The organism is Bacteroides sp. PHL 2737 (genome assembly GCF_004115325.2).
In the GTDB taxonomy this organism is placed as follows: domain Bacteria; phylum Bacteroidota; class Bacteroidia; order Bacteroidales; family Bacteroidaceae; genus Bacteroides; species Bacteroides hominis.
Genome location: NZ_CP040630.1, coordinates 1,109,035 through 1,132,591, shown reverse-complemented (window position 1 = coordinate 1,132,591; position 23,557 = coordinate 1,109,035). Strand labels below are relative to the sequence as shown.

General features: G+C 50.0%; 29 protein-coding genes and 2 pseudogenes. 22 read left to right on the top strand and 9 right to left on the bottom strand.

The annotated features are described in order from the left end of the window. Positions 1-20 precede the first annotated feature (20 nt). The 12 genes and pseudogenes from traM to DBK98_RS23140 form a co-directional block, all read left to right on the top strand. On the top strand, positions 21-1,172 hold the full coding sequence (gene traM / locus DBK98_RS04825) for a conjugative transposon protein TraM (protein WP_007569265.1): 1,152 nt from the start codon (positions 21-23) through the stop codon (positions 1,170-1,172). 13 nt (positions 1,173-1,185) lie between these two features. Continuing rightward, positions 1,186-1,539, top strand: a complete 354-nt coding sequence (locus DBK98_RS04820; RefSeq protein WP_007569266.1) for a hypothetical protein — start codon at positions 1,186-1,188, stop codon at positions 1,537-1,539. Continuing rightward, positions 1,536-2,348: a site-specific DNA-methyltransferase gene (locus DBK98_RS04815; protein WP_007569267.1), complete on the top strand. Its 813-nt coding sequence runs from the start codon at positions 1,536-1,538 to the stop codon at positions 2,346-2,348. Before DBK98_RS04820 ends, DBK98_RS04815 begins: the two co-directional genes overlap by 4 nt. 9 nt (positions 2,349-2,357) lie before the next feature. Continuing rightward, positions 2,358-3,209, top strand: a complete 852-nt coding sequence (gene traN, locus DBK98_RS04810; protein ID WP_007569269.1) for a conjugative transposon protein TraN — start codon at positions 2,358-2,360, stop codon at positions 3,207-3,209. Continuing rightward, the gene (locus tag DBK98_RS04805; protein ID WP_007569273.1) at positions 3,206-3,718 is read left to right on the top strand and encodes a hypothetical protein; all 513 of its coding nucleotides are present in this window, start codon (positions 3,206-3,208) and stop codon (positions 3,716-3,718) included. The genes traN and DBK98_RS04805 overlap by 4 nt, the downstream gene beginning before the upstream one ends. 7 nt (positions 3,719-3,725) lie before the next feature. Next, a complete protein-coding gene (locus tag DBK98_RS04800) occupies positions 3,726-4,397 on the top strand; it encodes a hypothetical protein (RefSeq protein WP_007569275.1) in 672 nt (223 codons plus the stop codon). A 4-nt stretch (positions 4,398-4,401) separates the two neighbouring features. Further along, positions 4,402-4,884 (top strand): hypothetical protein, encoded by a 483-nt coding sequence (locus DBK98_RS04795; protein ID WP_007569279.1) that lies wholly within the window; start codon positions 4,402-4,404, stop codon positions 4,882-4,884. Positions 4,885-4,891: 7 nt separating this feature from the next. Then, positions 4,892-7,078: a type IV secretory system conjugative DNA transfer family protein gene (locus tag DBK98_RS04790; protein WP_007569281.1), complete on the top strand. Its 2,187-nt coding sequence runs from the start codon at positions 4,892-4,894 to the stop codon at positions 7,076-7,078. A gap of 228 nt (positions 7,079-7,306) precedes the next feature. Further along, positions 7,307-8,071 (top strand): type IV toxin-antitoxin system AbiEi family antitoxin, encoded by a 765-nt coding sequence (locus DBK98_RS04785; protein WP_032571833.1) that lies wholly within the window; start codon positions 7,307-7,309, stop codon positions 8,069-8,071. Continuing rightward, a complete protein-coding gene (locus DBK98_RS04780; RefSeq protein WP_007569286.1) occupies positions 8,064-8,975 on the top strand; it encodes a nucleotidyl transferase AbiEii/AbiGii toxin family protein in 912 nt (303 codons plus the stop codon). The genes DBK98_RS04785 and DBK98_RS04780 overlap by 8 nt, the downstream gene beginning before the upstream one ends. Beyond that, positions 8,873-9,484 (top strand): GNAT family N-acetyltransferase, encoded by a 612-nt coding sequence (locus DBK98_RS04775; protein WP_225719309.1) that lies wholly within the window; start codon positions 8,873-8,875, stop codon positions 9,482-9,484. The genes DBK98_RS04780 and DBK98_RS04775 overlap by 103 nt, the downstream gene beginning before the upstream one ends. After that, positions 9,481-10,275, top strand: a pseudogene (locus DBK98_RS23140) (AraC family transcriptional regulator); the annotation flags it as partial. The gene DBK98_RS04775 and the pseudogene DBK98_RS23140, both read left to right, overlap by 4 nt. On the opposite strand, the gene speD reads toward DBK98_RS23140, so the two are convergent. Beyond that, complete coding sequence (gene speD / locus DBK98_RS04770; RefSeq protein WP_007569294.1) at positions 10,203-11,870, bottom strand: adenosylmethionine decarboxylase; 1,668 nt, start codon at positions 11,868-11,870, stop codon at positions 10,203-10,205. The pseudogene DBK98_RS23140 and the gene speD overlap by 73 nt on opposite strands. Before the next feature lie 106 nt (positions 11,871-11,976). Here speD and DBK98_RS04765 point away from each other — a divergent pair. Next, positions 11,977-12,270, top strand: a pseudogene (locus DBK98_RS04765) (type IV secretory system conjugative DNA transfer family protein); the annotation flags it as partial. A gap of 405 nt (positions 12,271-12,675) precedes the next feature. Next, positions 12,676-13,569: a DMT family transporter gene (locus DBK98_RS04760; protein ID WP_007569300.1), complete on the top strand. Its 894-nt coding sequence runs from the start codon at positions 12,676-12,678 to the stop codon at positions 13,567-13,569. Between the two features lie 2 nt (positions 13,570-13,571). Here the strand turns inward: DBK98_RS04760 and DBK98_RS04755 are convergent, their stop codons facing one another. Further along, on the bottom strand, positions 13,572-14,471 hold the full coding sequence (locus DBK98_RS04755) for an AraC family transcriptional regulator (RefSeq protein WP_007569301.1): 900 nt from the start codon (positions 14,469-14,471) through the stop codon (positions 13,572-13,574). Positions 14,472-14,736: 265 nt separating this feature from the next. Between DBK98_RS04755 and DBK98_RS04750 the strand changes: the two genes are divergently transcribed. From DBK98_RS04750 to tatC, 5 genes are read left to right on the top strand one after another with little or no spacing between them, the layout of a single operon-like run. Beyond that, the gene (locus DBK98_RS04750) at positions 14,737-15,924 is read left to right on the top strand and encodes an aldo/keto reductase (RefSeq protein WP_007569302.1); all 1,188 of its coding nucleotides are present in this window, start codon (positions 14,737-14,739) and stop codon (positions 15,922-15,924) included. A 9-nt stretch (positions 15,925-15,933) separates the two neighbouring features. Beyond that, positions 15,934-16,962 carry an alpha/beta fold hydrolase gene (locus tag DBK98_RS04745; protein WP_007569304.1) on the top strand — a complete coding sequence of 343 codons (1,029 nt, stop codon included), beginning with the start codon at positions 15,934-15,936 and terminating at the stop codon, positions 16,960-16,962. Continuing rightward, positions 16,959-17,042 carry a twin-arginine translocation signal domain-containing protein gene (locus tag DBK98_RS23555; RefSeq protein WP_080783879.1) on the top strand — a complete coding sequence of 28 codons (84 nt, stop codon included), beginning with the start codon at positions 16,959-16,961 and terminating at the stop codon, positions 17,040-17,042. Before DBK98_RS04745 ends, DBK98_RS23555 begins: the two co-directional genes overlap by 4 nt. Positions 17,043-17,072: 30 nt before the next feature. Next, the gene (gene tatA, locus DBK98_RS04735; RefSeq protein WP_007569305.1) at positions 17,073-17,270 is read left to right on the top strand and encodes a twin-arginine translocase TatA/TatE family subunit; all 198 of its coding nucleotides are present in this window, start codon (positions 17,073-17,075) and stop codon (positions 17,268-17,270) included. Between the two features lies 1 nt (position 17,271). Continuing rightward, the gene (gene tatC / locus DBK98_RS04730) at positions 17,272-18,075 is read left to right on the top strand and encodes a twin-arginine translocase subunit TatC (RefSeq protein WP_007569307.1); all 804 of its coding nucleotides are present in this window, start codon (positions 17,272-17,274) and stop codon (positions 18,073-18,075) included. A gap of 202 nt (positions 18,076-18,277) precedes the next feature. Here the strand turns inward: tatC and DBK98_RS04725 are convergent, their stop codons facing one another. The 4 genes from DBK98_RS04725 to DBK98_RS04710 are packed head-to-tail and all read right to left on the bottom strand — an operon-like array spanning position 18,278 to position 19,452. Next, positions 18,278-18,655: a hypothetical protein gene (locus DBK98_RS04725; protein WP_007569310.1), complete on the bottom strand. Its 378-nt coding sequence runs from the start codon at positions 18,653-18,655 to the stop codon at positions 18,278-18,280. 32 nt (positions 18,656-18,687) lie between these two features. Then, positions 18,688-18,960, bottom strand: a complete 273-nt coding sequence (locus DBK98_RS04720; RefSeq protein WP_007569311.1) for a hypothetical protein — start codon at positions 18,958-18,960, stop codon at positions 18,688-18,690. 10 nt (positions 18,961-18,970) lie between these two features. Further along, positions 18,971-19,243: a hypothetical protein gene (locus DBK98_RS04715; protein ID WP_171059051.1), complete on the bottom strand. Its 273-nt coding sequence runs from the start codon at positions 19,241-19,243 to the stop codon at positions 18,971-18,973. Positions 19,244-19,254: 11 nt separating this feature from the next. Next, positions 19,255-19,452, bottom strand: a complete 198-nt coding sequence (locus DBK98_RS04710) for a hypothetical protein (RefSeq protein WP_007569317.1) — start codon at positions 19,450-19,452, stop codon at positions 19,255-19,257. Between the two features lie 369 nt (positions 19,453-19,821). Here DBK98_RS04710 and DBK98_RS04705 point away from each other — a divergent pair, with 369 nt between their 5' ends. Both DBK98_RS04705 and DBK98_RS04700 read left to right on the top strand, forming a co-directional pair. After that, positions 19,822-20,136 carry a helix-turn-helix domain-containing protein gene (locus tag DBK98_RS04705; protein ID WP_007569322.1) on the top strand — a complete coding sequence of 105 codons (315 nt, stop codon included), beginning with the start codon at positions 19,822-19,824 and terminating at the stop codon, positions 20,134-20,136. Then, positions 20,133-21,413: a type II toxin-antitoxin system HipA family toxin gene (locus DBK98_RS04700; RefSeq protein WP_007569324.1), complete on the top strand. Its 1,281-nt coding sequence runs from the start codon at positions 20,133-20,135 to the stop codon at positions 21,411-21,413. The genes DBK98_RS04705 and DBK98_RS04700 overlap by 4 nt, the downstream gene beginning before the upstream one ends. A gap of 69 nt (positions 21,414-21,482) precedes the next feature. Here DBK98_RS04700 and DBK98_RS04695 read toward each other — a convergent pair whose 3' ends face one another. Further along, complete coding sequence (locus DBK98_RS04695) at positions 21,483-21,959, bottom strand: hypothetical protein (protein ID WP_007569325.1); 477 nt, start codon at positions 21,957-21,959, stop codon at positions 21,483-21,485. Positions 21,960-22,096: 137 nt separating this feature from the next. Here DBK98_RS04695 and DBK98_RS04690 point away from each other — a divergent pair, with 137 nt between their 5' ends. Further along, the gene (locus DBK98_RS04690; protein ID WP_154396197.1) at positions 22,097-22,294 is read left to right on the top strand and encodes a hypothetical protein; all 198 of its coding nucleotides are present in this window, start codon (positions 22,097-22,099) and stop codon (positions 22,292-22,294) included. Positions 22,295-22,418: 124 nt separating this feature from the next. On the opposite strand, the gene DBK98_RS04685 is transcribed toward DBK98_RS04690, so the two are convergent. Both DBK98_RS04685 and DBK98_RS04680 read right to left on the bottom strand, forming a co-directional pair. Beyond that, a complete protein-coding gene (locus DBK98_RS04685) occupies positions 22,419-22,934 on the bottom strand; it encodes a DUF4313 domain-containing protein (protein ID WP_007569328.1) in 516 nt (171 codons plus the stop codon). Between the two features lie 413 nt (positions 22,935-23,347). After that, positions 23,348-23,515 (bottom strand): hypothetical protein, encoded by a 168-nt coding sequence (locus DBK98_RS04680; RefSeq protein ID WP_007569330.1) that lies wholly within the window; start codon positions 23,513-23,515, stop codon positions 23,348-23,350. Positions 23,516-23,557: the final 42 nt, after the last annotated feature.

Sequence of the window (23,557 nt, the reverse complement as noted above, 5' to 3'; positions counted from 1 at the left end):
AACTCAATTAAAGGGAAACAATGAACAATATCTTCAAGAGAATTAATTTCAGGCAGCCAAAGTATATGCTTCCGGCTATCCTCTATATTCCCCTTCTCGGCACGTCGTACTTCTTTTTCGACCTGTTCCATACCGAGAAGGTCGAGGTACAGGATAAGACACTCCAGACGACCGAGTTCCTGAATCCCGAATTGCCGGACGCCCAAATCAAGGGTGGCGACGGTATCGGCAGCAAGTATGAGAACATGGCCAAATCATGGGGCAAGATACAAGATTATTCCGCTGTGGACAACATCGAGCGGGACGAACCGGACAATAACCAAGAGGAATATGAATCGCAGTACACCGAAGAGGACATCGCCCTGCTTGACCGGCAGGAAAAGGAAAATGATCTGGCAGCGGAAGCGGCCGATGCCAAGAGGCGGGAACAGGAGGCTCTCGCAGAACTGGAAAAAGCACTCGCCGAAGCGAGGTTGAGAGGACAACGGGAGGTCATGCCGTCCGAAACGGACAGCACCGCAACGGCGGCTCCGCCGGACACGATGACGCAGGCCAAGGGAACCATCGACGAGGAAAGCCGTTCGGTCAAAGCTCCTGCGGAGACGGACAAGGCAAGCGAGGTGGTGAAGAAGGTAAAGACGGCTTCGGACTACTTCAACACACTGGCGAAAGACGCTCGGGAACCGAAACTCATCAAGGCGATCATCGACGAGAACATCAAGGCCGTGGACGGCTCGCGTGTGCGGCTGCGCCTGCTGGACGACATCGAAATCAACGAGAGCGTGGTCAGGCGTGGTACTTACCTGTATGCCACAGTCAGCGGTTTCTCTTCCGGACGTGTAAAAGGAAGCATCAACAGCATATTGGTGGAGGACGAACTGGTCAAGGTCAGCTTGTCAATCTACGATACGGACGGGCTGGAAGGACTTTACGTACCCATCAGCCAGTTCCGCGAGACAAGCAAGGATGTGGCGAGCAGTGCCATGTCGGGCAGCATGAACATGAATACCAGCGGATACGGTAACAGCCTCGCCCAATGGGGTATGCAGGCGGTGAACAATGCCTACCAGAAAACGAGTAACGCCATCAGCAAGGCTATCAAGAAAAACAAGGTGAAGCTGAAATACGGGACGTTTGTGTATCTGGTGAACGGACGGGAAAACAGGAACTAAAAGGGCAGTGACAATGGAATCAGACATATCAAAACTTCATAAGGGAACGGACGGCTTCTATTACGAGGACTACATCGCTCCCGATAAGCCCGAAACATTCGTTGGGAAGCTCGTAAGTACCGAATGGTGGCACAAAGGGGTACGATTCGCCCTGATATGCAACTTTCAGGCAGAAGACGGGCGGAGGATTGCCTTATTCGCCTTCCAGAAGCATACCGGTTTTTACGGGCCGAGAGACGGTGCGGTCAATTTCAAACATGTGGAGAAGAATACCCTCTGGGAGTGTGAAATCCGGAAAACCCGGACGGAACGCTGTACCTGGATGAGCGCCCGACAAATTGTAGAACTGAAAACAGACGCAATATGATAGAGACGGATCGCATTTACCTTATGGACTGCATGGAGGGCATGAAACAGATAGCGGATAGTAGCGTGGACGCCATAATCGCCGACCTGCCTTACGGGGTGTTAAATCGCAGCAATCCGTCGGTGAACTGGGACCGCCAGATACCGTTCGCAGCCTTGTGGGAGCAATACCGGCGGATTACCAAGCCGGACAGCCCCATTATCCTGTTCGGACAGGGGCTTTTCTCCGCATGGCTCATGCTGTCGCAACCCCGGCTATGGCGGTACAACCTCGTGTGGCAGAAAGATCGGGTGACGGGACATCTCAATGCCAAACGTATGCCGCTCCGGCAGCACGAGGATATTCTGGTATTCTATAAAAAACAGCCGGTCTATCATCCGCAGATGACACCGTGTCCTCCGGAACGGAGAAATCACGGGAGGCGTAAAACGGAGGGATTTACCAACCGTTGTTACGGAACGATGAAACTCTCACCGGTACGCATAGCCGATGACAAATATCCGACCTCGGTCATCTTCATGCCGAAGGAACACAAGAAAGGCGCGTTCTACCACCCGACACAAAAGCCCGTGGCGTTGATGGAGTACCTGATACGGACCTACACCGACGAAGGCGATGTTGTACTGGACAACTGTATCGGGTCAGGCACAACCGCCGTGGCCGCTATCCGCACGGGACGACACTACATCGGATTTGAAATCGAACAGGTGTACTGCGAGATTGCCGAACGGCGGATTCAGGAGGAACTGGAATGCAGGAACAAAGCACAAGAGGAAAAAGAGATAAGGGAAGAAAAACAAAATCAATAAATCAATGACATGGACAAAAAAGGAATCGTAACGGCATTTCTTCTGGCGGCAGGACTGCTGGGAACGCCGAATGTACAGGCACAACGAACCTACGAGGAGATGGAACAACTTACGGTAAATGAACAGGTAACGACGGTCATCACGGCCTCGGAACCGGTACGCTTCGTGGACATCTCCACCGATAAGGTTGTCGGTGACCAGCCGATAGATAACATCGTCCGCCTGAAACCGAAAGAGGGCGGACACGAGGACGGCGAGGTGCTGGCCATAGTGACCATCGTAACGGAACGCTACCGCACGCAGTATGCACTGCTCTACACCACACGGGTGCGGGAGGCGGTAACTGACAAGGAAATCCAGTTGCAGGAACGAAACGCCTACCACAACCCGGCGGTCTCGATGTCCACCGTGGAGATGACACGCTTCGCCCGGCGTATCTGGAACTCGCCCGCGAAGATCCGCAACGTCGCCACCAAGGCACACCGCATGACCATGCGGTTGAACAACATCTACACCGTGGGAGAGTATTTCTTCATCGACTTCTCAATAGAGAACCGGACGAACATACGTTTCGACATTGACGAGATACGGGTGAAGCTGGCGGACAAGAAACTGACCAAAGCGACTAATGCGCAAGTCATCGAACTGGTCCCGGAACTGGTGCTGGAGACGGGCAAGACGTTCCGGCACGGCTACCGGAATGTGGTCGTGGTCAGGAAAATGACGTTCCCGAACGACAAGGTACTGACCATCGAGATGACGGAGAAACAAATCAGCGGGCGTGCTATCAGCCTGAATATCGACTATGAGGACGTGCTGTCGGCCGATTCGTTCAGCACGGCATTGCTGGAGGAGGAATGACAATGAGAAAGACGATTATCCTGACGATTGCCTGCATGTGCCTCGCCGTCGGCGCGAATGCACAACGGGGCAGCGGCCGCCTTTCGCTCGGAGCGGGGCTGCTGTACAAGAACGGGCTGGACGTGACGCTGGCCTACGAACACGAGATGAACTACCGCCATGCGTGGGAGTTCTTTGCCAACGGCTACCTGCAATGGGCAGAGTGCGAATCCTGCAAGCATGTATGCCCGAAATCTTTCTGGCAGAATTACCGTACCTACGGCTTCGGCGTGGCTTACAAACCCTGCGTCACGAGGGGACGCAACCATTACGGAAGCCTCCGTATCGGGGCTTCGGGCGGAAGCGATACGAGGAAGTTCCTTGTCGGGCTGCATTTCGGCTACGAGCACAACTATGTGTTGCGGGCGGGCTGGACGCTATACTGGCAAGTCAAGGGAGACGTGATGATAAAGGGGGCCGATGTGCTGCGTACAGGAGTTGCCCTCGGTATTAAACTACCTATAAAATAAGGGAAAGATGAAACAGAACACTATCAGAAAAACGTGCCAGGTAGTGCCGGTTCTCCTCATAACCGGGGCATTGGCTGCCTGCGACGCACATATAGAAGAACCCGACAAGACGGTACGTCCCGGACATGTCCTCTGCGTGGACGGCAAGGCCGTGCCGTACAGCGAGTATGAAAATTCCGGGAAACAGGCGATTGCCGTCGTCTTCCATACCTATTCGGACGGGGAAACGGAAGGAAACGGCTATGCCGTCTATCTGTGGGACATGACGCCGAAGGCTTTTGCCGACAGCCTCGGTGTCGAGCAGGGTACGTCGGCGGACATTGCTGCATACGACGGGAATGAGAACACGTTCGCCCTGTACGATACGGAAGAAACGGCCTCGCCGATGGCTGAAGCCGTTTTTGCCTTGTGGAAATACGGACAGAGCGCCTATATCCCCTCGGTGGCACAGATGCGTCTGCTGTATTCGGCACAGACCGTCATCAATCCGATTATCGAGAAATGCGGCGGCGACCCGCTGCCGACCGAGGCCGACGAGTGCTGGTATTGGACATCGACGGAGGTGGAAGGACAGCAGACAGTCAAAGCATGGCTCTACTCGACAGCCAGCGGAACCATGCAGGAAACGCCCAAGACACAGGCGCATAAAGTGCGTCCCATTATAACCATCAACAACTGAATTTATGATTATGAACGGAATTAAAGATTTTCAAGCACCACAGTATGTGGATATAGTACATCCGGACAAAGGATTCTTCGGGTATCTGTTAAGATGCAAATGTCCTAAACAAGAGGACGTTTCCGGTAATTTCATATTCCTCGACGATGGAATAGACTGCTACAAGAGGTTTCCCTCCGTAAAGAATCGCAGGGAAGAAATCCGGGCAGAATGGAACGGCCGTATCAGCCGTTACCATGATATTTTCCAAGGTCAGCTCTGCTATGTCAATGAAGAATTGATTGAAGATTTCATTGATTTCATGACTTATGGCTCTGACAATGCCGTCCGGATTTTCCTTGAGAAGTTTACAGCGGAAGTACGGGCTTCTGCAATATATGACGGGCTTAAACCTCTATATGCAGTTTCCCATGTCTGCCAGCTTTCCGCTGATAACCGTATGCAATGGCCTCACATCCACGTCCTCTGGGGTATTAAAAAGAATTGACATAGCAATGGAAGAGAGCAAGGAATTACAGGGATTTTACCGGATATTCCGTGCGGTGGTGTATGTCTCCGTACTGATGGAGTTTTTCGAGTATGCCATCGACCCGGCCATGCTGGACCACTGGGGCGGCATACTCTGCGACATTCACGGACGTATCAAACGGTGGGCCATCTATAACGACGGCAACCTCGTGTACAGCAAGGTCGCCACGGTGCTGCTGATCTGCATTACCTGTATCGGCACCAGAGCCAAGAAACATTTGGAATTCAACGCCCGGCGGCAGGTCTTGTACCCGCTCGTGAGCGGCTTTGCCCTGTTAGTGCTGTCCGTATGGCTGTTCGGTCATCCGATGGAGACGCGGTTCTACACGCTGCCGCTGAACATTATTCTCTATATGGCGGTATCGCTCACGGGGGTTATCCTCGTGCATGTCGCACTGGATAACATCTCCAAGTTCCTCAAAGAGGGACTGATGAAGGATCGTTTCAATTTCGAGAATGAAAGTTTCGAGCAATGCGAGGAACTGATAGAGACTCCGTACAGCGTGAATATCCCCATGCGATATTACTACAAGGGCAAGTTCCGTAAAGGCTGGACCAATATAACCAACTGTTTTCGTGGAACATGGGTAGTCGGAACACCGGGGTCGGGCAAGACATTCAGTATCATCGAGCCGTTTATCCGACAGCACTCGGCCAAGGGGTTCGCGATGGTGGTCTATGACTACAAGTTCCCGACGCTGGCCACGAAACTGTACTACCACTACAAGAAAAACCAGAAGCTCGGAAAGTTGCCCCAAGGCTGCCAATTCAATATGATTAACTTCGTGGACGTGGAGTACAGCCGCCGGGTAAATCCAATTCAGGCAAAATACATCAACAACCTCGCTGCGGCGAGCGAAACGGCGGAAACGCTGCTGGAATCCCTGCAAAAAGGCAAGAAAGAGGGAGGCGGCGGCAGCGACCAGTTTTTCCAGACTTCGGCTGTGAACTTCCTCGCCGCCTGCATCTACTTTTTCGTGAACTATGAACGCGAGCCTTACGATGCCAAAGGAAACAAATTGTACGCTGAAAAACGGCAGGACCCGGAGACGAAATTCTGGAAACCGACGGGTGTGGTACGCGCCAAAGAGGGCGGGGAAATCGTTGAACCTGCCTACTGGTTAGGCAAGTATTCGGATATGCCGCATATCCTGTCGTTCCTGAACGAGAGTTACCAGACCATCTTCGAGGTACTGGAGACCGACAACGAGGTTGCCCCGCTGCTCGGTCCGTTCCAGACCGCTTTGAAAAATCGCGCGATGGAACAGTTGGAAGGTATGATCGGTACATTGCGCGTCTATACCTCTCGTCTGGCGACCAAAGAGAGTTACTGGATATTCCACCGTGACGGTGATGACTTCGACCTGAAAGTGAGCGACCCGAAGAATCCGAGCTACCTGCTGATAGCGAACGATCCGGAAATGGAAAGCATTATCGGAGCGTTGAACGCCCTTATCCTGAACCGCCTCGTTACCCGTGTGAATACGGGACAGGGCAAAAATGTCCCCGTGAGCATTATCGTGGACGAGCTGCCGACGCTGTACTTCCACAAGATAGACCGCCTGATCGGCACGGCACGAAGCAACAAGGTGAGCGTGACGCTCGGCTTCCAAGAACTGCCGCAGCTCGAAGCGGATTACGGGAAAGTGGGTATGCAGAAAATCATCACGACGGTGGGTAACGTGGTGAGCGGTTCGGCCCGTGCCAAGGAAACGCTGGAATGGTTGTCGAGCGACATCTTCGGCAAGGTGGTGCAAATCAAGAAGGGTGTCACGATAGACCGGGACAAGACTTCCATCAATCTGAACGAAAATATGGACAGCCTCGTACCCGCCTCGAAAATCTCGGATATGCCGACGGGCTGGATCTGCGGCCAGACGGCACGGGACTTCATCCAAACAAAAACCGGCATAGGCGGCTCGATGAACGTGCAGGAAGCGGAGGAGTTCAAGACCTCGAAGTTCTTCTGCAAGACGGATTTCGACATGAAGGAAATCAAGAAGGAGGAAGCGGCGTATGTACCGCTGCCGAAGTTCTACACGTTCAAGTCGAGAGAGGAACGGGAACGCATTCTTTACCGGAATTTTGTGAATGTGGGAATGGAGGTGAAAGAAATGATAAAGGACGTGCAGAACAAACGAGGGGCGAAATAAGAAACCTGTTTCCGATATGAGGGAAAGTAAAAAAAATGCCTGCAATGATTCCGCGATTATTGCAGGCGTTTTGGCGTTTCCGGTATCTTGGAAAATCCTGTGGAGTTGGTTTTGGTATTCAATACTACACAAAAAGTATATTATACCGAAACAAAATCAACTTTCAAGACCTTTGGAACGGAAAATAATGCTACCTTTGCAGTTGAAAAAGAAAACAAATCATATACTGTGGATATAGAACAAAAAAGCAAAATAAACCAACTGCTGCTTTCCGCCACTCCCAAAGGATTGTTATTCTCCGAATGGCTGAAAAGGAACGGTTATTCCGACCAGTTGATAAAAAGATACCGGGAATCCGGCTGGCTTGAGATGCTGTCAAAGGGAGTCATGTACCGAACGGGAGACAGCCTGTCGGCATACGCCGCATTGTCCTGCTACAACAGGCAATTGGGCAAGACGTTCCGTGTCGCAGCTCATTCTGCATTGGAACTGTTCGGCTTCAACCACTATGTGCCTATGGGGAAACCGTTGCTGATGGTGGCACACGGCAAACAGCGTGTTCCGGAATGGATACGCCACGATGTTTTCGACAGGGTGATAAAACCGTTTTCCACCGATACCTTTTCAGAACCGCAGACCGCAACGATTGTGAAATACGAAGTGGATCTGCTGGTTTCTACACCTGAACAGGCATTCTTGGAATGTCTGTTGCTTGCACCGCAACAATATTCCTATATGGACTTGTTCTATATGATGGAACAACTGACAACGCTGCGTCCCGAAATGCTACAGCAACTGCTCGAAACGACCAAGAACCTTAAAGTAAAGCGTATGTTCCTTTATATGGCAGAAAAAGCGGGACACTATTGGTTCGAGGCACTTGATACATCCAAAATAGGACTGGGAACCTCCAAATTGCAACTGTCAAAAAACGGGATTTATATCTCCAAATACAAAATAACCGTACCTAAAGAACTGAACGAATATGAATGACATCTATAAAAAACAGGTGGCATTGTTGATACGCATTATGCCGTCCGTGTACCGCATCAAAGATTTTGCTGTGCATGGAGGTACGGCTATCAACCTGTTTCATAAAAACATGCCTCGCTATTCAGTCGATATAGACCTCACCTATATTCCCGTAAAGGAAAGGGCCGAGAGTCTGGACGCAATCAACAACCATCTGCGAACTTTGAAAAGCTACATAGAAAAATCCATACCGGGCATAAAAGTGATCCACAAGCATGATGTCTGGAAATTACAATGTACTTTGGACGGTGCGACCGTCAAAATCGAAGTGAACGGGACAAAGCGGGGTATCATCGGAGAGACAGAGGACAGGAAACTGTGCGAACGGGCTGAAACGGAGTTCAATATGACCTGTAAAGCACGTACAGTTTCTTATTCGCAGCTTTACGGGGGCAAAATTGCAGCGGCATTAAGCCGCCAACACCCACGGGACCTGTTCGATTGCAAGTATATGGAAATGGCGTCGTTTCATGATGTCAAGAACGGCTTCATGCTTTGCCTGTTGGGGAGCGACAAGCCTGTCATCGAATCTTTGCAGCCGAACGCCATCGACCAGACGGAAGCACTGGAAAAGCAGTTTGAGGGAATGTCCGATACTCCATTCACTTATTCGGATTATGAAGAGGCAAGGCATAACCTCATTCAGCAGGTAAACGACAGCCTGACCGAAACAGACCGGGAATTTCTTCTGTCATTTGAAAACGGCGAACCCGATTGGGAAAAATGCTGTGCCGGAGATTTAAGCCGCTATCCGTCCGTAAAATGGAAATTACAGAACATTGCCAAGCTGAAAAAGAGCAATCCTCAAAAGCACAAGGCGGGATTGGAAAAGCTACAGACCTTCTTATTTCCGAAGAAGGGATAAGTTTTTATGGGCATCATGCCGGACAGATTGGTGTTAACGGAAAAACAATATTTGGAATCATGTACAATATGCGAGAAATAAAAGAGGAAGACTTTGAAGCGGTGGCAAAATTTGAAATTGAAATTTCTGAAATCTCATTCGGAGAAAAGGCTATTACTGACCTCGAGTTCCACTGCAAGAAATTAGCCAAAGCAAAAGACCGACGCGGAATGATCGTGATAGAAGACACGGAATCCGGTAAAATTGTGGGCTGGGTATGGATGGAGAAAAAGCAGAACAGCCTGACCGGAGAGGTTTATGCCAACTTCAAGTCCATTTATGCGGATGAGTGCATTCGAGGAATGCAAATTGTAGACGACCTGTTTGAAAAAAGCATAGAATATGCGAGAGAGTGCAAGGCGGCTTATATTGTCGGCAAGGTTCATGCCGGGAACGTACCGATGCGCTCTTTGTATAAAAAGCATTGCTTCGAGCCAACCCATGTAACGATGGAAAGGAAATTGTTATGATAACGTCCGGCATACAAAGTTTTGCTCTCTCGCATGGCGAACAATACAAACACGGAAGAACAAGCCTGCGTGACTTGTCAGGTAAACTGCCTTTCGTGGCAAACGGGTGTACCATGCTGTTATGCGTTGAAGGCCGGGCTGTCGTAACCACCAATACACGAAAACGGACATTCCGCAAAGGTGATTTGCTTGTGTTGTTTTCGGACACCTTATTTGCACCGCTGTGTGTTTCTCCTTCATTCACGGCAGAATATATATCCTTGTCATTGGAACTGACAGGGGAGATTTTCTACAAAATGACTTCCCCCGCATTTTGGGACGGACTGTATGAATATCCGGTCTGCCGACTTTCGGAAGCACAATACTCATTGGCAGACGGAGTGTTCAAGCAGATGATATGGGCGATGGAGAACGGTGATGAAGAAAGCCGGAAAAACATCCTGCAAAATTGCATTTACAATGTTTTTCTGGCTTTAGATATTGTGTTCAAGCCGATGTTTCCCGACTTGGGCAAGTGTTATCAAAAGGATCAGTCAAGGGTGCTGTTCGGCAAGTTCATGTCACTGCTGGCTAAGAATTTCCATGTAAAAAGAGATGTACGATATTATGCGGACAGGCTTTGCATCACGACCGATTACCTTTATAAGATAACCTGCAAAATAGAACAGCGGACTCCGAAGGAAATCATTGACCTGTTTGTCGTAACGGAACTCAAACGCTATTTGGACAACACAGAACAGTCCGTCAAAGACCTGGCCCGTCTGTTCCATTTCGAAGACGCGTCGTACCTTTGCCGCTTTTTCCGCCGCACGGCAGGCTGTTCCGTTTCCGAATACCGCAACAGGCTTAGCCGCTCATAGGCTCCCCGTATCAAATCGCTGTATTCCACTTTCGCACATCCGAGCCGCTCCTGCAAATAGTCGAAAGCAGTCCACGGACGGACATTGGTGCCGCATGTGAACAAATCGACAGCGGCATAACCACACTCCGGCCACGTGTGTATGGTCAAGTGGGATTCTTGGATGACCACCACACCGCTCACACCCACTGGGGCGTATTTGTGAAAGTTTTCCTGTACTATGGTCGCTCCGGCACTTACTGCCGCTTCGTGCATGAATGTGCGAATCTGTTCCACATCGTCCAGTTTTTCCGGGTCGCAGTTGTAGAAGTCTGCAAGGATGTGATGCCCTAAGGGAAGGTATTGCTTTTTATCCGTATTCCCGTTTTTGTGCAGTCTGTCGAAAACCGTAGCTCCGCATACATTGCAGCCTTGTTTTTTCAACTCCCTGATGGTCTGATATTCCGCCTCTTTCCCCACGGCATAGACTTTGCCGCATTGCCGGCAGCGGTAACGGTTTTGCCGGAGATTGCGGTCTGCGGTGTAGATGTCATCGCGCCCTCGTTTTTCGAGAGGAAACAAGGCGCGTGTACGTTCTGTCGTTTCCAGGACAAAGAGCTGTCCTTTGTTGCCCAAAAGAGATGCGCCCATGTATTCATTGAACCGGGTGAACATCTCTTTGATGGCCAGTCCGTGCAGTTGGAAACATTTTTGCAGAAAGTAAACCTCCGTTGCCGACTTGTTCCCGAACGAGAAAAAGATTCTCAATCCGGACTCTTCTTTCAGTACGCTAATGGCACGTGACAGGAACAAGGAAGCTCCCTCTTGCGTATAAGGCGGATCGGTGAACAGGCAGTCGAAACGCCCGCACAAATGCGGAGGCAGAGGCATCCTCAAATCCACCCGTTCACAACTTATCGGCAGGGCGAACCGTCCGGCCAGCCGCTCCAGACACTCGATATAACGACCGTCCATCTCAAGTACATGGATGTGTGTCGGGCAGATGCTTGGACCGGGATAAAGTTCTTTCAGCAGAAACCCGATGGCAAGGCTGACAAAATCATCATCGCCCATGCATACGATTTGTCTGCCTGTCAATGTGCCGTTTGCCAAGCAGAGCAAAGCCCTGCGGAATGCTGTCTGTACGGTACATTGGGCTTGGTCCAGTGCTACATCCGCTACGGGGCGTTCGTCGAATGCCGCACGGTATTTTTTACTCAGCGCGTCAGCGTATGCGTCCCTTGCCTGTTCGCTTTCCGCCAGTCGGCGATACAGGCAGAGGTCAATCCCCTTGAATCCAAGAGCTTGTTCCACATACTCCTTTCCGTTATGAGTAAGCCCTACGCCTCCGCTGCATTGTTCCAATATGCCCAGCCTGATACCTTCGTTCTTTATGGCGGTCACGATAGGTACCGGCAAGAGTAATTTTTGAGAGAGGGCTTTGTTGGAAAGTGGCGCAAAACAATACAGCTCCTGAAAATAAAGTTCAATAATCCGTCGGCTATCCTTAATTGATACTGTCTTAAATATTTTGTCGATATAATCCATTTATTACATATCGTTGATTTACAGGCTGCAAAAATAGAACAACATCATTAAGTAATAGAGAGCAAAATCCTGCTGATATGGGTACTTTTCAATACAAAGGCAGATAGGTTGGATATATGGCCAGACGGCTCAGGACTTCATCCAAACAAAAACCGGTATAGGCGGCTCAATGAACGTACAGGAAGCGGAGGAGTTTAAGACCTCGAAGTTCTTCTGCAAAACGGATTTCGACATGAAGGAAATCAAGAAGGGGGAAGCGGCGTATGTACCGTTACTGAAGTTCCACACGTTCAAGTCGAGGGAGGAACAGGAACGCATTCTTTATCGGAATTTCGTGAATGTGGGAATGGAGGTAAAAGAAATGATAAAGGACGTGCTGAACAAACGGGAAACTAAATAGAAAGCCAGATTCCGATATGAGGGAACTAAAAAACGCCTGCAATGATTCCGTGATTATTGCGGACGTTTCGGCGTTTCCTATCTATTGTGAAAATCTTATAGTTCAAAATCAGCTTCTTGCGGCCCTACATAAAAGAAGGGAAATCAGGTGTTTTTTATATAACGGGTACATTTACCAGTCCCCCTTTTTTTGTATAATACCTGCATCTTCCGTTTTGGAGATAAACTCCCGAACCTGTTTTTCGGACAGTATATCTGCGAATATTTCCTTGAGGACAGCCCGGTTGATACAACCATTTTTACGGAAACAACAATAAAATCCTTTCAGTCTTTTACCGCAGTTTCGACGGGAGTTTATGAAAATAAAGTCGTATCTTTGCACTCTCTATCAAACAGATAAATCCATGTGAACAAAGGGTTGAACGGACATATCGCCATGCTTTCGACACAAATTATTTGTGGTTTGAATGTACCTGTCGGTAAATCGCTCCTGGCAGAGTGGATGACACCGATTGGGCTTGCCTCCTCTCGTGTTTTATTCGCCACGCTGATATTTTGGACGATCGGGCTTGTTTTCAGGAGAGAAAAGGTCAATGCCAAAGACTTGATGGTGATTGCTTTGGGCGGTATTTCCGGTGTTGCTTGTACTTATCTTTCCTTTGCGTGGGGACTTAATTATACGACACCAGTTCACTTCGCACTTATTGTCGCCTTAAATCCAATCGTAGTTATGCTCTTTTCCGTATTGTTTTTAAAAGAAGCTATCAACCGGCGGAAGTTGACAGGTGTTCTGTTGGGAATTGCAGGAGCATGGGTCTTGATTTCACAAATGGATATTGCCGCATCCGTTGAAAATCATATACTTGGCATTGTTTTCGCCATCGTCAATACAGTTATGCTCGGATTTTATCTGATTATCATCCGAAGAGTGGCGATAAAATACTCTCCTGTCACACTTCAAAAATGGATGTTCCTATTTGCAGCATTGTCCATGCTGCCGTTCAGTATAAATGAATTGTACGTGCAACCGCTTTATCAGTCCGCGTTCTGTTGGCAACCATTACTCCAGCTTGTATTCGTATTGTTGCTGGCAACTGTTCTCAACAATCTGCTATATCCCGTCGCTCTCAAGGGGATACAGCCCACCACTGCCAGCATTTACATCAACCTACAGCCTATTATAGCTTCTGTCGTTGCCATTTTAATCGGGCAGGACATTTTTAGCTGGGATGAACCGGTTTCGGCCATACTTGTCATATCCGGTGTTTTACTGGTCAGTCATTCACAAAATAAAAAATAAAGCTAATTTGCGGTTCTGTATTCATTGGGCGTACACCCGGCCATTTTCTTGAACCAACGGCTGAAGTGTTGCGGATATGGAAATCCAAGTTCATAGGATATTTCACTTATGGACTTCGCCGTATTGAATACCCGCTCTTTAGCGACATCGAGCATTTTCTGCTGGATGTGTTTCAGGGCAGGCATTCCCGTTTCTTTTTTCATCAGGTCACTGAAATAATTCGGGGAAAGACAAAGTTTGTATGCACAATATTGCACAGTCGGCATCCCTCCATGCCTTGCAGGGGCATCAGAGGCGAAATACTCATCCAGAAGGTCCTCGAAACGCGCTAACAGGTCGTGATTGGCATTGTCGCGGGTGATGAACTGACGGTCGTAGAAGCGGATGCAATAATCAAGCAGCAGCTTGATGTTATCCACGATGAGCGAACGGCTGTGCTTGTCGATAGGATACTGCAGCTCAATGCGAATTTTTTCCATACATTCTATAACCGTCCGTCTTTCTTGTTTGGAAAGGTGCAGGGCTTCGTTGGCATTGTAAGAAAAATATGAATAATCTTTCATTATATGCGCCAATGGTGTACCTCGCAGAAATTCGGGATGAAATGCAACAACCCATCCTTCGGGCTGGTGCAGCTGCCCGTCATCTTCAGATCCCATTACCTGACCGGGGGCGAGGAAAAGCATCGTCCCCTGCTGATAATCGTATATACTTTTTCCATATTTAAGATTTCCACAGTTCGCATCTTTCAATAGAATAGCATAGATGTTATACAGTTTTTTCCCGAACCGGAGAGGCTTCCCTTTACTGCCTTCAATAACGCTGACCAACGGGTGCAGGGTCTCCACGCCAAAATAGTCGTTGTACTGCTGGACTGTATCAACCTTCATTATTTCACTCATAATTTCCTCTTTTTTAAGTCATTGCAAATATAGCTATTTTTCTGTGATAGCTTTTCATTCTGCTTTTAATTAAAAGCAAAGATACGGATTCCCGATGGTACGGCATATACCGAAATCATCGTTTTGGATACCAATTTTACTGGTATACCGGCATCGTTCTTACCGGCCCGTTGAAATTGGTAATTCTATCCGTGAAATTGATACACAGGCTCTTAATTCCCCTATCTAATTTTGCAATCAGAAAGATAATCAAACAGATAACGACATGAAAAAAGAACAGATTCAAGAGAACGGCATCAGTCGTCGCGGGTTCCTGAAACGAACCGCATTGGCAGGCGCGGCCATCTGCATCGCGCCGGCATTGGAGAAAGTAACGGCCGCGGAAAAAGCCATTACAGGTAAATCGTCAGTATCGGCAGCAACCATTCCAGCAGGAATGGCAGCAGTCCGCGCACAGCGTACCTTGAGCAGCGGCAAGGCAGCCTTTACCATTTCGGCGATGGGCTTCGGCTGCATGGGGCTGAACCATCACCGCAGCCAGTCTCCCGATGAAAAGACCTGCATCCGGTTGATTCACGAAGCGATAGAACGGGGTGTAACCTTATTCGATACGGCTGAAAGCTATGGCTACCACAAGAATGAAAAACTGGTAGGCGAAGCCCTGAAAGGCTATACCGACCGCGTGTTCGTCTCTTCCAAATTCGGGCACAAGTTCGTGAACGGCGTGCAGGTGAAGACCGAAGAGGACAGCACCCCGACAAACATCCGGCGCGTATGCGAGAACTCCCTGCGCAATCTCGGCGTGGAGACGCTCGGCATATTCTACCAGCATCGCGTCGACCCTGCGACGCCCATCGAGGTCGTAGCCGAAACATGCGGCGAGCTTATCCGGGAGGGAAAGATACTGCACTGGGGCATGTGCGAGGTCAATGCTGAAACCATCCGCCGGGCGCACAAGGTATGTCCGGTTACGGCCATACAGAGCGAGTATCACTTCATGCACCGCGCGGTGGAAGAAAACGGCGTGCTGGCGCTTTGCGAGGAACTGGGTATCGGTTTCGTGCCGTACAGCCCGCTGAACCGTGGTTTCCTCGGCGGCATGATAAACGAGTACACCCGGTTCGACACCGCCAACGACAACCGCCAGACGCTTCCGCGTTTCCAGCCCGAAGCCATCCGTGCCAACACGCGTATCGTGGAGGTACTGAACGCTTTCGGACGGACGAGAGGCATTACCACGGCGCAGGTGGCATTGGCATGGCTGCTGAACAGGAGGCCTTTTATCGTTCCTATTCCCGGCACGACCAAGCTCTCGCACCTCGAAGAGAACCTGCGGGCCTGCGACATAGTGTTCACGTCGGAAGAAGTGACCGAGCTGGAAAAGGCCGTGGCCGCAATTCCGGTCGTGGGAAGCCGCTATGACGCTTTGCAGGAATCGAAAATCCAGAAATAGGAAGGGCGTATGAGAAAGGTTGTCTTTTATATGATGGCCGCCGCCTTGCTGTCGGGTTGCAACGCACGCAACGGGAATATCATGCAAATCGAGGAACAGGGCAGTTTCGCCGTGGGCGGCACGGTGCTCACCGATTCACTGGGGCGCACCTATCACGGCGACCACGCCTACGTGTTCTATCAGAAACCCGTCGATGCCCGGAAATACCCGCTTGTCTTCGCCCACGGCGTGGGGCAGTTTTCCAAGACATGGGAAACTACGCCGGACGGCCGCGAGGGGTTCCAGAATATTTTCCTGCGCCGCGGTTTCCAGACTTATCTCGTCGACCAGCCCCGCCGGGGAAACGCGGGGCGGAGCACGACACCCGCAACCGTTACCCCCGTCTTCGACGAGGAGACGTGGTTCAACCGTTTCCGCGTGGGCATCTGGCCCGATTATTTCGAGGGCGTGCAGTTCAGCCGCGACAAGGAGGCTCTGAACCAGTATTTCCGTCAGATGACGCCAACTCTCGGCCCTCCCGATCTGGATGTCTACGCCAAGGCGTATGCCGCACTGTTCGACAGGATAGGTCCGGCTGTCTTCGTCACCCATTCGCAGGGCGGAGGTGTCGGATGGCTTACACTGCCGCAGACAAGGAACATCCGTGCCATCGTCGCCTACGAGCCGGGAACAAACGTGCCTTTTCCCGAAGGGCAGATGCCGGAGGAAGGGAAAGTACTAACCCTGTCGAAGAAGACCGAAGGCGTGGAAGTGCCGATGGAAGAATTTCTGCAGTTCACGAAAATCCCTATCATCATCTACTATGGCGACAATCTGCCGGAAACCGACGAACGGCCGGAACTGTACGAATGGACACGACGCCTGCATCTGATGCGCAAATGGGCTGCCTTGCTCAACGAACACGGCGGCGATGTCACGGTCATTCATCTGCCGGAGATAGGTTTGAAGGGCAACACCCATTTTCCCTTCTCCGATTTGAACAACGTGGAGGTGGCCGATCACCTGTCGAGATGGTTACATGAGAAAGGACTGGATTGAGAAGGCGGAGTCATGGACGAAGGAACTTTCTGAAAATGGCGGGAATAGCCGGCGGAACGATGACTGAAAACGACTATTGAGTTAATCGAACAACCTTTAACAATTTTCATATGATACCATTATTTATCGGAGGCATCGGTATGCAGGAAGTGCTGCTGATTGCATTAGTCGTCCTGCTGTTCTTCGGAGGACGCAAAATTCCCGAACTGATGAAAGGCATCGGCAAAGGTGTCCGTTCATTCAAGGAAGGTATGAACGGCATGGAGAAAGAAATCAGTCCCGAAAATACCGACAAGAAAGAGGAGTGACATGGCAAAGGAAGACAAAACGGACGGCTTGAGCTTTTGGGAGCACTTGGACGTGCTGCGGACGGCGATTGTTAAAATCGTCGCCGTGGCCGTCGTGTTCGGTATCGCCGCCTTTTGTTTTAAGGAAAAACTTTTTGCCGTTATCCTTGCCCCGAAAAACGACGGCTTCATCACGTACCGTCTTTTCAACCGGATTGCAGCATGGGCCGGCGGCGAGACCGGGAGTTTTGCCGTGCAGCTCATCAACACGGGACTGGCCGGGCAGTTCGTCATCCACATGAAGACGGCATTATGCGCGGGTGTCCTGTGCGCGTCGCCCTATATCCTTTACCAGTTGTTCCGGTTCGTGTCGCCTGCCCTGTATGCCTGCGAGCGGAAATATGCCGTGCGGATAGTCGGAGGCGGCTATGCAATGTTCCTGATGGGTGTGGCGGTCAGCTACTTTCTTATTTTCCCGCTGACATTCCGTTTCCTTGGAACCTATCAGGTCAGCGGTGAAGTGGAGAACATGATCGTCTTGCAATCCTACATTTCGACCCTCGTGCTGATGTGCCTGACAATGGGTATCGTGTTCGAGATTCCGATTTTATCATGGCTGTTTGCCAAATTGGGGTTTCTCACCGCCGATTTCATGCGACGTTACCGGAAGCACGCTATAGTGATTATCCTTATCGTTGCGGCTGTCATCACGCCGACTTCGGACGTGTTCACGTTGTCATTGGTCACATTGCCGATGTGGGTTTTATATGAAGCGAGCATTCTGGTCGTAAATAGAGCTGCAAGTAAAAAGGCAGTAGACAGATAAAGAAACGACATCTTGAAGTGAAAAACAATCTGCCGGCCAAAAGATAAAACAAACCTTTTTACAATAAGAGGTAAGGTACTGTAACACGTAGGTAATCCGTTTTATAAACGGCAGGTTTTTATTCGTTTCTGCATTATACATAGAAAAGCCGTACCCTGCTCGTTTTCCGAAAGGCACGGCTTTCATCCCCTAAAAAGAGGAATCAGACAGTGACAACAGTTACATATAAATTCTGTCGCTCCTGTTCGCAGAATTTATCGTACTCGGCTTTGTCCGTGCCGCTCTCGATAGCCCGGTCGATAACGTCTCCCAACTCGTCGAAACAAACCTCTTCGTTCACACATTCCACCTCCATTCCTTTCACAAGATAGACCTCGTAATAATCCGATCCGTTGAGTGCGACGATGACGTACCCTGCGTGCAGCCGTCCGTTCACCTTAATGCGGAGTGCCGGCAAATCCCTGTATAGGGTGGCGGCAAACTCTTTGATACCCCACGACATGAGGACGGTCATGGGGGTTAACGCTACTAACTGTTCCTTAATGGTCTGTGCGACCTGCATTACATATTCTTTTTCCATAATTCTAAGTTTATAAATTATTATTCCATGATTTACTCGAACCAATCGGGGTTATCCTTTTTGAGTTCGGCTATCAACTCGTTTTCGGGAAGCTGAAGCGTTCTCTCGTCGGTAAAGAAGAAAATCTCGTCATAAATCCTTTCGGCTTCTTTACTGGCAAAACCTTCGTTCTCGTCATTGAAACTGCCGGGCTGCAAGGCATCGAGCAGGATTGTCGAACCGATAAGCAATTCTTCGCCATCGACAGATTCCACGATGCGGGAGTAATAAGACCTGCCGTTGAATTGAATCTTAGTTGTTTTCATATCGTCGTTTTTATATTAATGGTACATTTTTTCCGTGTTCATTGAGGTATTCCATGATATGCTTCGCTTCCTCGTGCGATGCCCGGTTCCGGTCATCGTAACGGCGTGTTTCGTCCGCCATGACCTTGATACACGCCTTAATCAGGCGGTACAGGCTTTGCTGAAGCGTCGGGTGCATGTCCGGGATTGCCGCCGCGAACCGTTCGGGGTTGAAACTGAAACTGTTTACCGCCATTTCCCAGTCTTTGGCGAGGCGGTATTCTTTGCTTTCTTTAATGTCCATATTCTTGAATTTTAATAGTTCTCGTTGCATATTCTGTCAAGTTCCTCAATTATGGGTGTCACCTTTTTGCCTGTAAGACTTTCTATGTCATACAGCAAGTGCTCCAAGCGTTCATACGCCTTTTCTCCCGCTTTTGTAAATTCTCCGGTACTGTCGAATGCGCTACCTTCGCAGCCCAGTTCTTGCAATAATTCTTCTAATGTCTTCATTTGTTAAATTTTAATAATTGTTTTTCTTTCCCTCTGTTCGGCTTCCTTGTTGCCGGAGCCGCTTCGGGTTTTATGGTGCTTTCCGGGGCTGGCGAAAAAGCCCTTTCCGACGTTTTTTCTTGCCAATTACGCTTCGCAGAAGGAAGAATTTGCAAGAAATGCACTTCAAAACGACGGAATCAGGCGCGACAGCCCATATTTGCACCGATAAAAACCGGTGCGGTGACGGACGGGAAAGCCAGACGGGAGAGAATACGGAGACCTGAAAGCGGTAGAAAAGGACGGCTGGAAGCTAAAAAAGAGAATTTATATATCTATATATGGATAATTGTTGTTATATTTGCATATAAATAGTGATATATTGACATTATGGAAACAACGAACTATACCACAAACAGCGATATGCTGACGCTTTTGGCGAAGCGGGTCAAGGAGTACCGTCTGGCCGCCCGCATGAGCCAGAAGGAGCTGGCCGAACAGTCGGGTGTAAGCCAGACGACTATCAGCCATTTCGAGCAGGGGGTCAGCCGTAACCTGACCTTGGCCAATTTCATCTCCCTGCTGCGTGCGCTCGGTCAGGCAGAGCGGCTCGCGGAGATTCTGCCGGAACTTCCCATGCCGCCGATGGCGCTTCGGGAAATCGAGAAACTGATACCTAAACGAGTTAGGAGGGGCAAGAAATGATAGAAAGTCTCGATGTAATCCTATGGGATAAAAAGGTCGGCACGCTTGTCGCCAATCGGGAAGGACACCGCAGCAAAGCCTGTTTCTACTTCGACAGCGATTATGTCCGCGACGGCTACGACATCGCCCCGCTCCGTGCGCCGGTAAAAGGGGTTGCCGCACAGCGCGGCCTGCCGGTCTATCCCGATGAAGAGCGGCTTTTCGGCGGCCTGCCCTCGTTCATAGCCGATTCGCTGCCCGACCATTGGGGAAACACCGTGTTCAACGAATGGGCCAAAGTGCATCATATCCGTATGAGGGACTTGTCCGCCCTCGACCGTCTCGCCTATATCGGACGGCGCGGCATGGGGGCATTGGAGTTCGTCCCGCCCACTGCCGAGGAACTGGAGACACCGTTCAAGGTGGAGATCGCTGACCTCTACCAACTGGCCCGGCAGGCTTTCGAGGAAGCCGGACGGTTCAACGTCCCGGTATCGGGCAACCTGATGGTCGAAAGCCTGTTCAAGGTAGGAACGTCCGCAGGAGGACGACGGCCCAAAGCGGTGGTCAACGTCAATTTCGGGGAAGGACAATGTTACTCCGGACAGGTGGCGACCCCTTATCCGGGCTACACGCCGATGATCGTCAAGTTCGACGAACACCAGAAGATGCCGACGACACGGATAGAATACAGTTATTACCTGATGGCCGTAGACGCCGGGCTTCAGATGATGCCGAGCCGCCTGTTGGAAGGTGAGCAGACAGCGCACTTCCTGACCGAGCGTTTCGACCGCCGGAACGGCAAGAAGGTGCATATCCAGACATTGGCTGCCATGAACCCCCCGGCAGATTCTTACGAAGCACTATTCGAGGCGGCCTGCCGTATCGGCGTGCCGCCGGGGGAACTCCGGCAACTGTTTCGCTTGATGGTGCTGAACGTGCTGGGCGGGAACGTCGATGACCATAACAAGAATTTCAGCTTCCTGATGGGCGATGACGGGCGTTGGCACGTTGCTCCGGCCTACGACTACACGTTCTCGGTCGATCCGGACGCACCGTATTACGTCAACCGCCACAGCATGACTATCAACAACCGGACAGAGGGTATTACTGCGGCAGACCTGCTGGAAGTAGCCCGCCGGTACGGTATAAAGGCCGCAGAGCCGTTCATAGAAAAGACCATAGGCATCGTTTCGCGTTACCCGGAATACGGCCGGGAGGCCGGTGTCGGAGAGGAATGGATAGGAACGATAGAAAAGGAAATCGCTGCACGAGTGGAGTGCGTGCGAGCCGATTAAAATAGAGCATGGGATTTCATGCAGGGGAAATGAACCCACCCGTTTTTGTGGCGGGTGGGTTTGTCGTTGTCATTCCGCCCCTTTCTTGCTTAGGAGGGTCAACTGGTCGGGACGGTCGGGAAACCAATAGGCGTCGCTGTCAAGATACACGCATCTGTCACCATTCCAAGGCTTCCTGAAAGCTAATACCTCTTGAGGGCCGAATACTACTCCATAATCGTTTGTAAATGCTACCATGTCGCCTACGGCCAAATCGTCCTCCGTTTCCATGACTTCGGAAAGGCGATTATAAAACTCCATGCCTTCGGCTTCACGTTCCGCTTTCCAGCGCAAAAAATCCTCTTTATGACTTCTGCCCGTGTTTATCGGCGATAATTCCGAAGGCAAAACCTCCGCTTCCGAAGTACCGGACGAAATCAGAATAATGCTGTCGTCTTCCATGTTTTCCGGTGCAGAAATCACTCGGTAAGCCCCATCGGACAAACCGTTGTCCGGGTCATGCCAATAAAGCAGATTCCCTGTCTTGATAAAATCGTATTTTCCCATTGTCTTGTGAATTATTGATTATTTATTTCCCTTTTTTCGATCCCTTTCCTTTGGAACCGCTTCGGGGTTTTACTGATGCAGTACACGGTCGTCGGCACAGCTTCATACGACGGCTCTTCTTGCCAATTACGCTTCGCTTGGGAAGGAAGAATTTGCAAGAAGTGCACTTCAAGCCGGAGAATCAAGCGCGACGACCGACTTTCGCATCGGATAAAACCCGTGCGGTGAGGGACGGGAAAGCCGGACGGGAGAAACAGGCGGCTCGTGCCGCTACAAAAGGGAAAGAATGCAATTATAAGAGGAAACGGGCGGTGGCGGGGTATCCGGGAGGCTGACTATAAAAGGACGAAGGCGGGCGATAAAGACAAAGGAGATAGCGCACTGACTGTGTTATCAGTACGCCATCTTGTACATTCAATCTTCGGAACCCGACACTTTCATTTTTGGGAACAATCCTTTTCAAAAGCATTCTTCTCCGAATGGCTCGATGTTCGCTTTTTGGAAAATTTGCGGGTTATGCTGATAAAGAAGCGGCAGGTTCAACATAGCCATAGGGTATTCCACGAAGCCGCTCCTGCGTTTGTAGCCGGAATCGGTCGCCAATCTGTTTTCTACCAAAAAGTCCAACGCATCCGGGTAATTGTTCACGTCGATAAAGGTACGGTCCGGCAAACCGAGCGCATCCATTTCCTCCAAATTGACGGAAAGTACGATATATTCGTCTTCATCTTCCACCATTACCAAGATAAGAGCCAACCAGCCATTGCGATAAAACCGTGGTACGAGGTAATACCGTTCGCCTCTGAACTCGTATTCTTTCTGTCTGAAAGAGCTGTCCGGCTCTACGATTTCAAATTCATCTTCACCTGCGGTAAAAGCAATCATAGGGTTGCTGGCATCTACATACGCTTCACCTGCTTTGTAGCACAAATACTCTCTGTTTTCGGAACGCACGATAGCAAATTGAATTTCCATAAAATCTTAACATTAATCAGTTGAACAATCTGTTTATTTTTTCCCTCCTTTCGGAAGCCTTCAGGCTTCTCCTGTCGGGATTTGATTTTTACGTGCATTAAAGATTGCCTTTCAGGGAGAAACAGGCAAGGAATTTGGGCAGAATTTTATAGTTGCGGTATTGAGCGTCCGCGAAATATGGACGATTGAAAATCGGGAAAGCTGCTGAAAAATTGTGTTCAAATAGCGTAGCGGTACTTGAATGTTCCTCCAAGGCAATACCTTTGCACCGGAAAAAGCATGTCCCGACGGGCAGAGCCGTTGGCGAAGGGATTTCCGTACAAAAGGAAAACGAAGGGATAAAAAGGGAGATCTGCCAACGGCAGTGCTAAAAAAGACAGCCGCTCCTGCGGCTCTCTCTCTGTAGCGTTGCGCTATTTCTTCCCGGTCTTGCTATCCGGTTCGTCTTGCCGTTTTTTCGGGGTGAACAGTCCATTGAAACAGACCGTCGTGGCAAAAGTACGTGCCTGCGTGGCATTGCACAATCCCGCTCCGGGCATTGTCGCACCGTTGTAATGTTTGCAGTCCTTACATTTCATCATTACCTCTTTTGATTGGTTAGACAGTAGGACGGATTTCTCCGT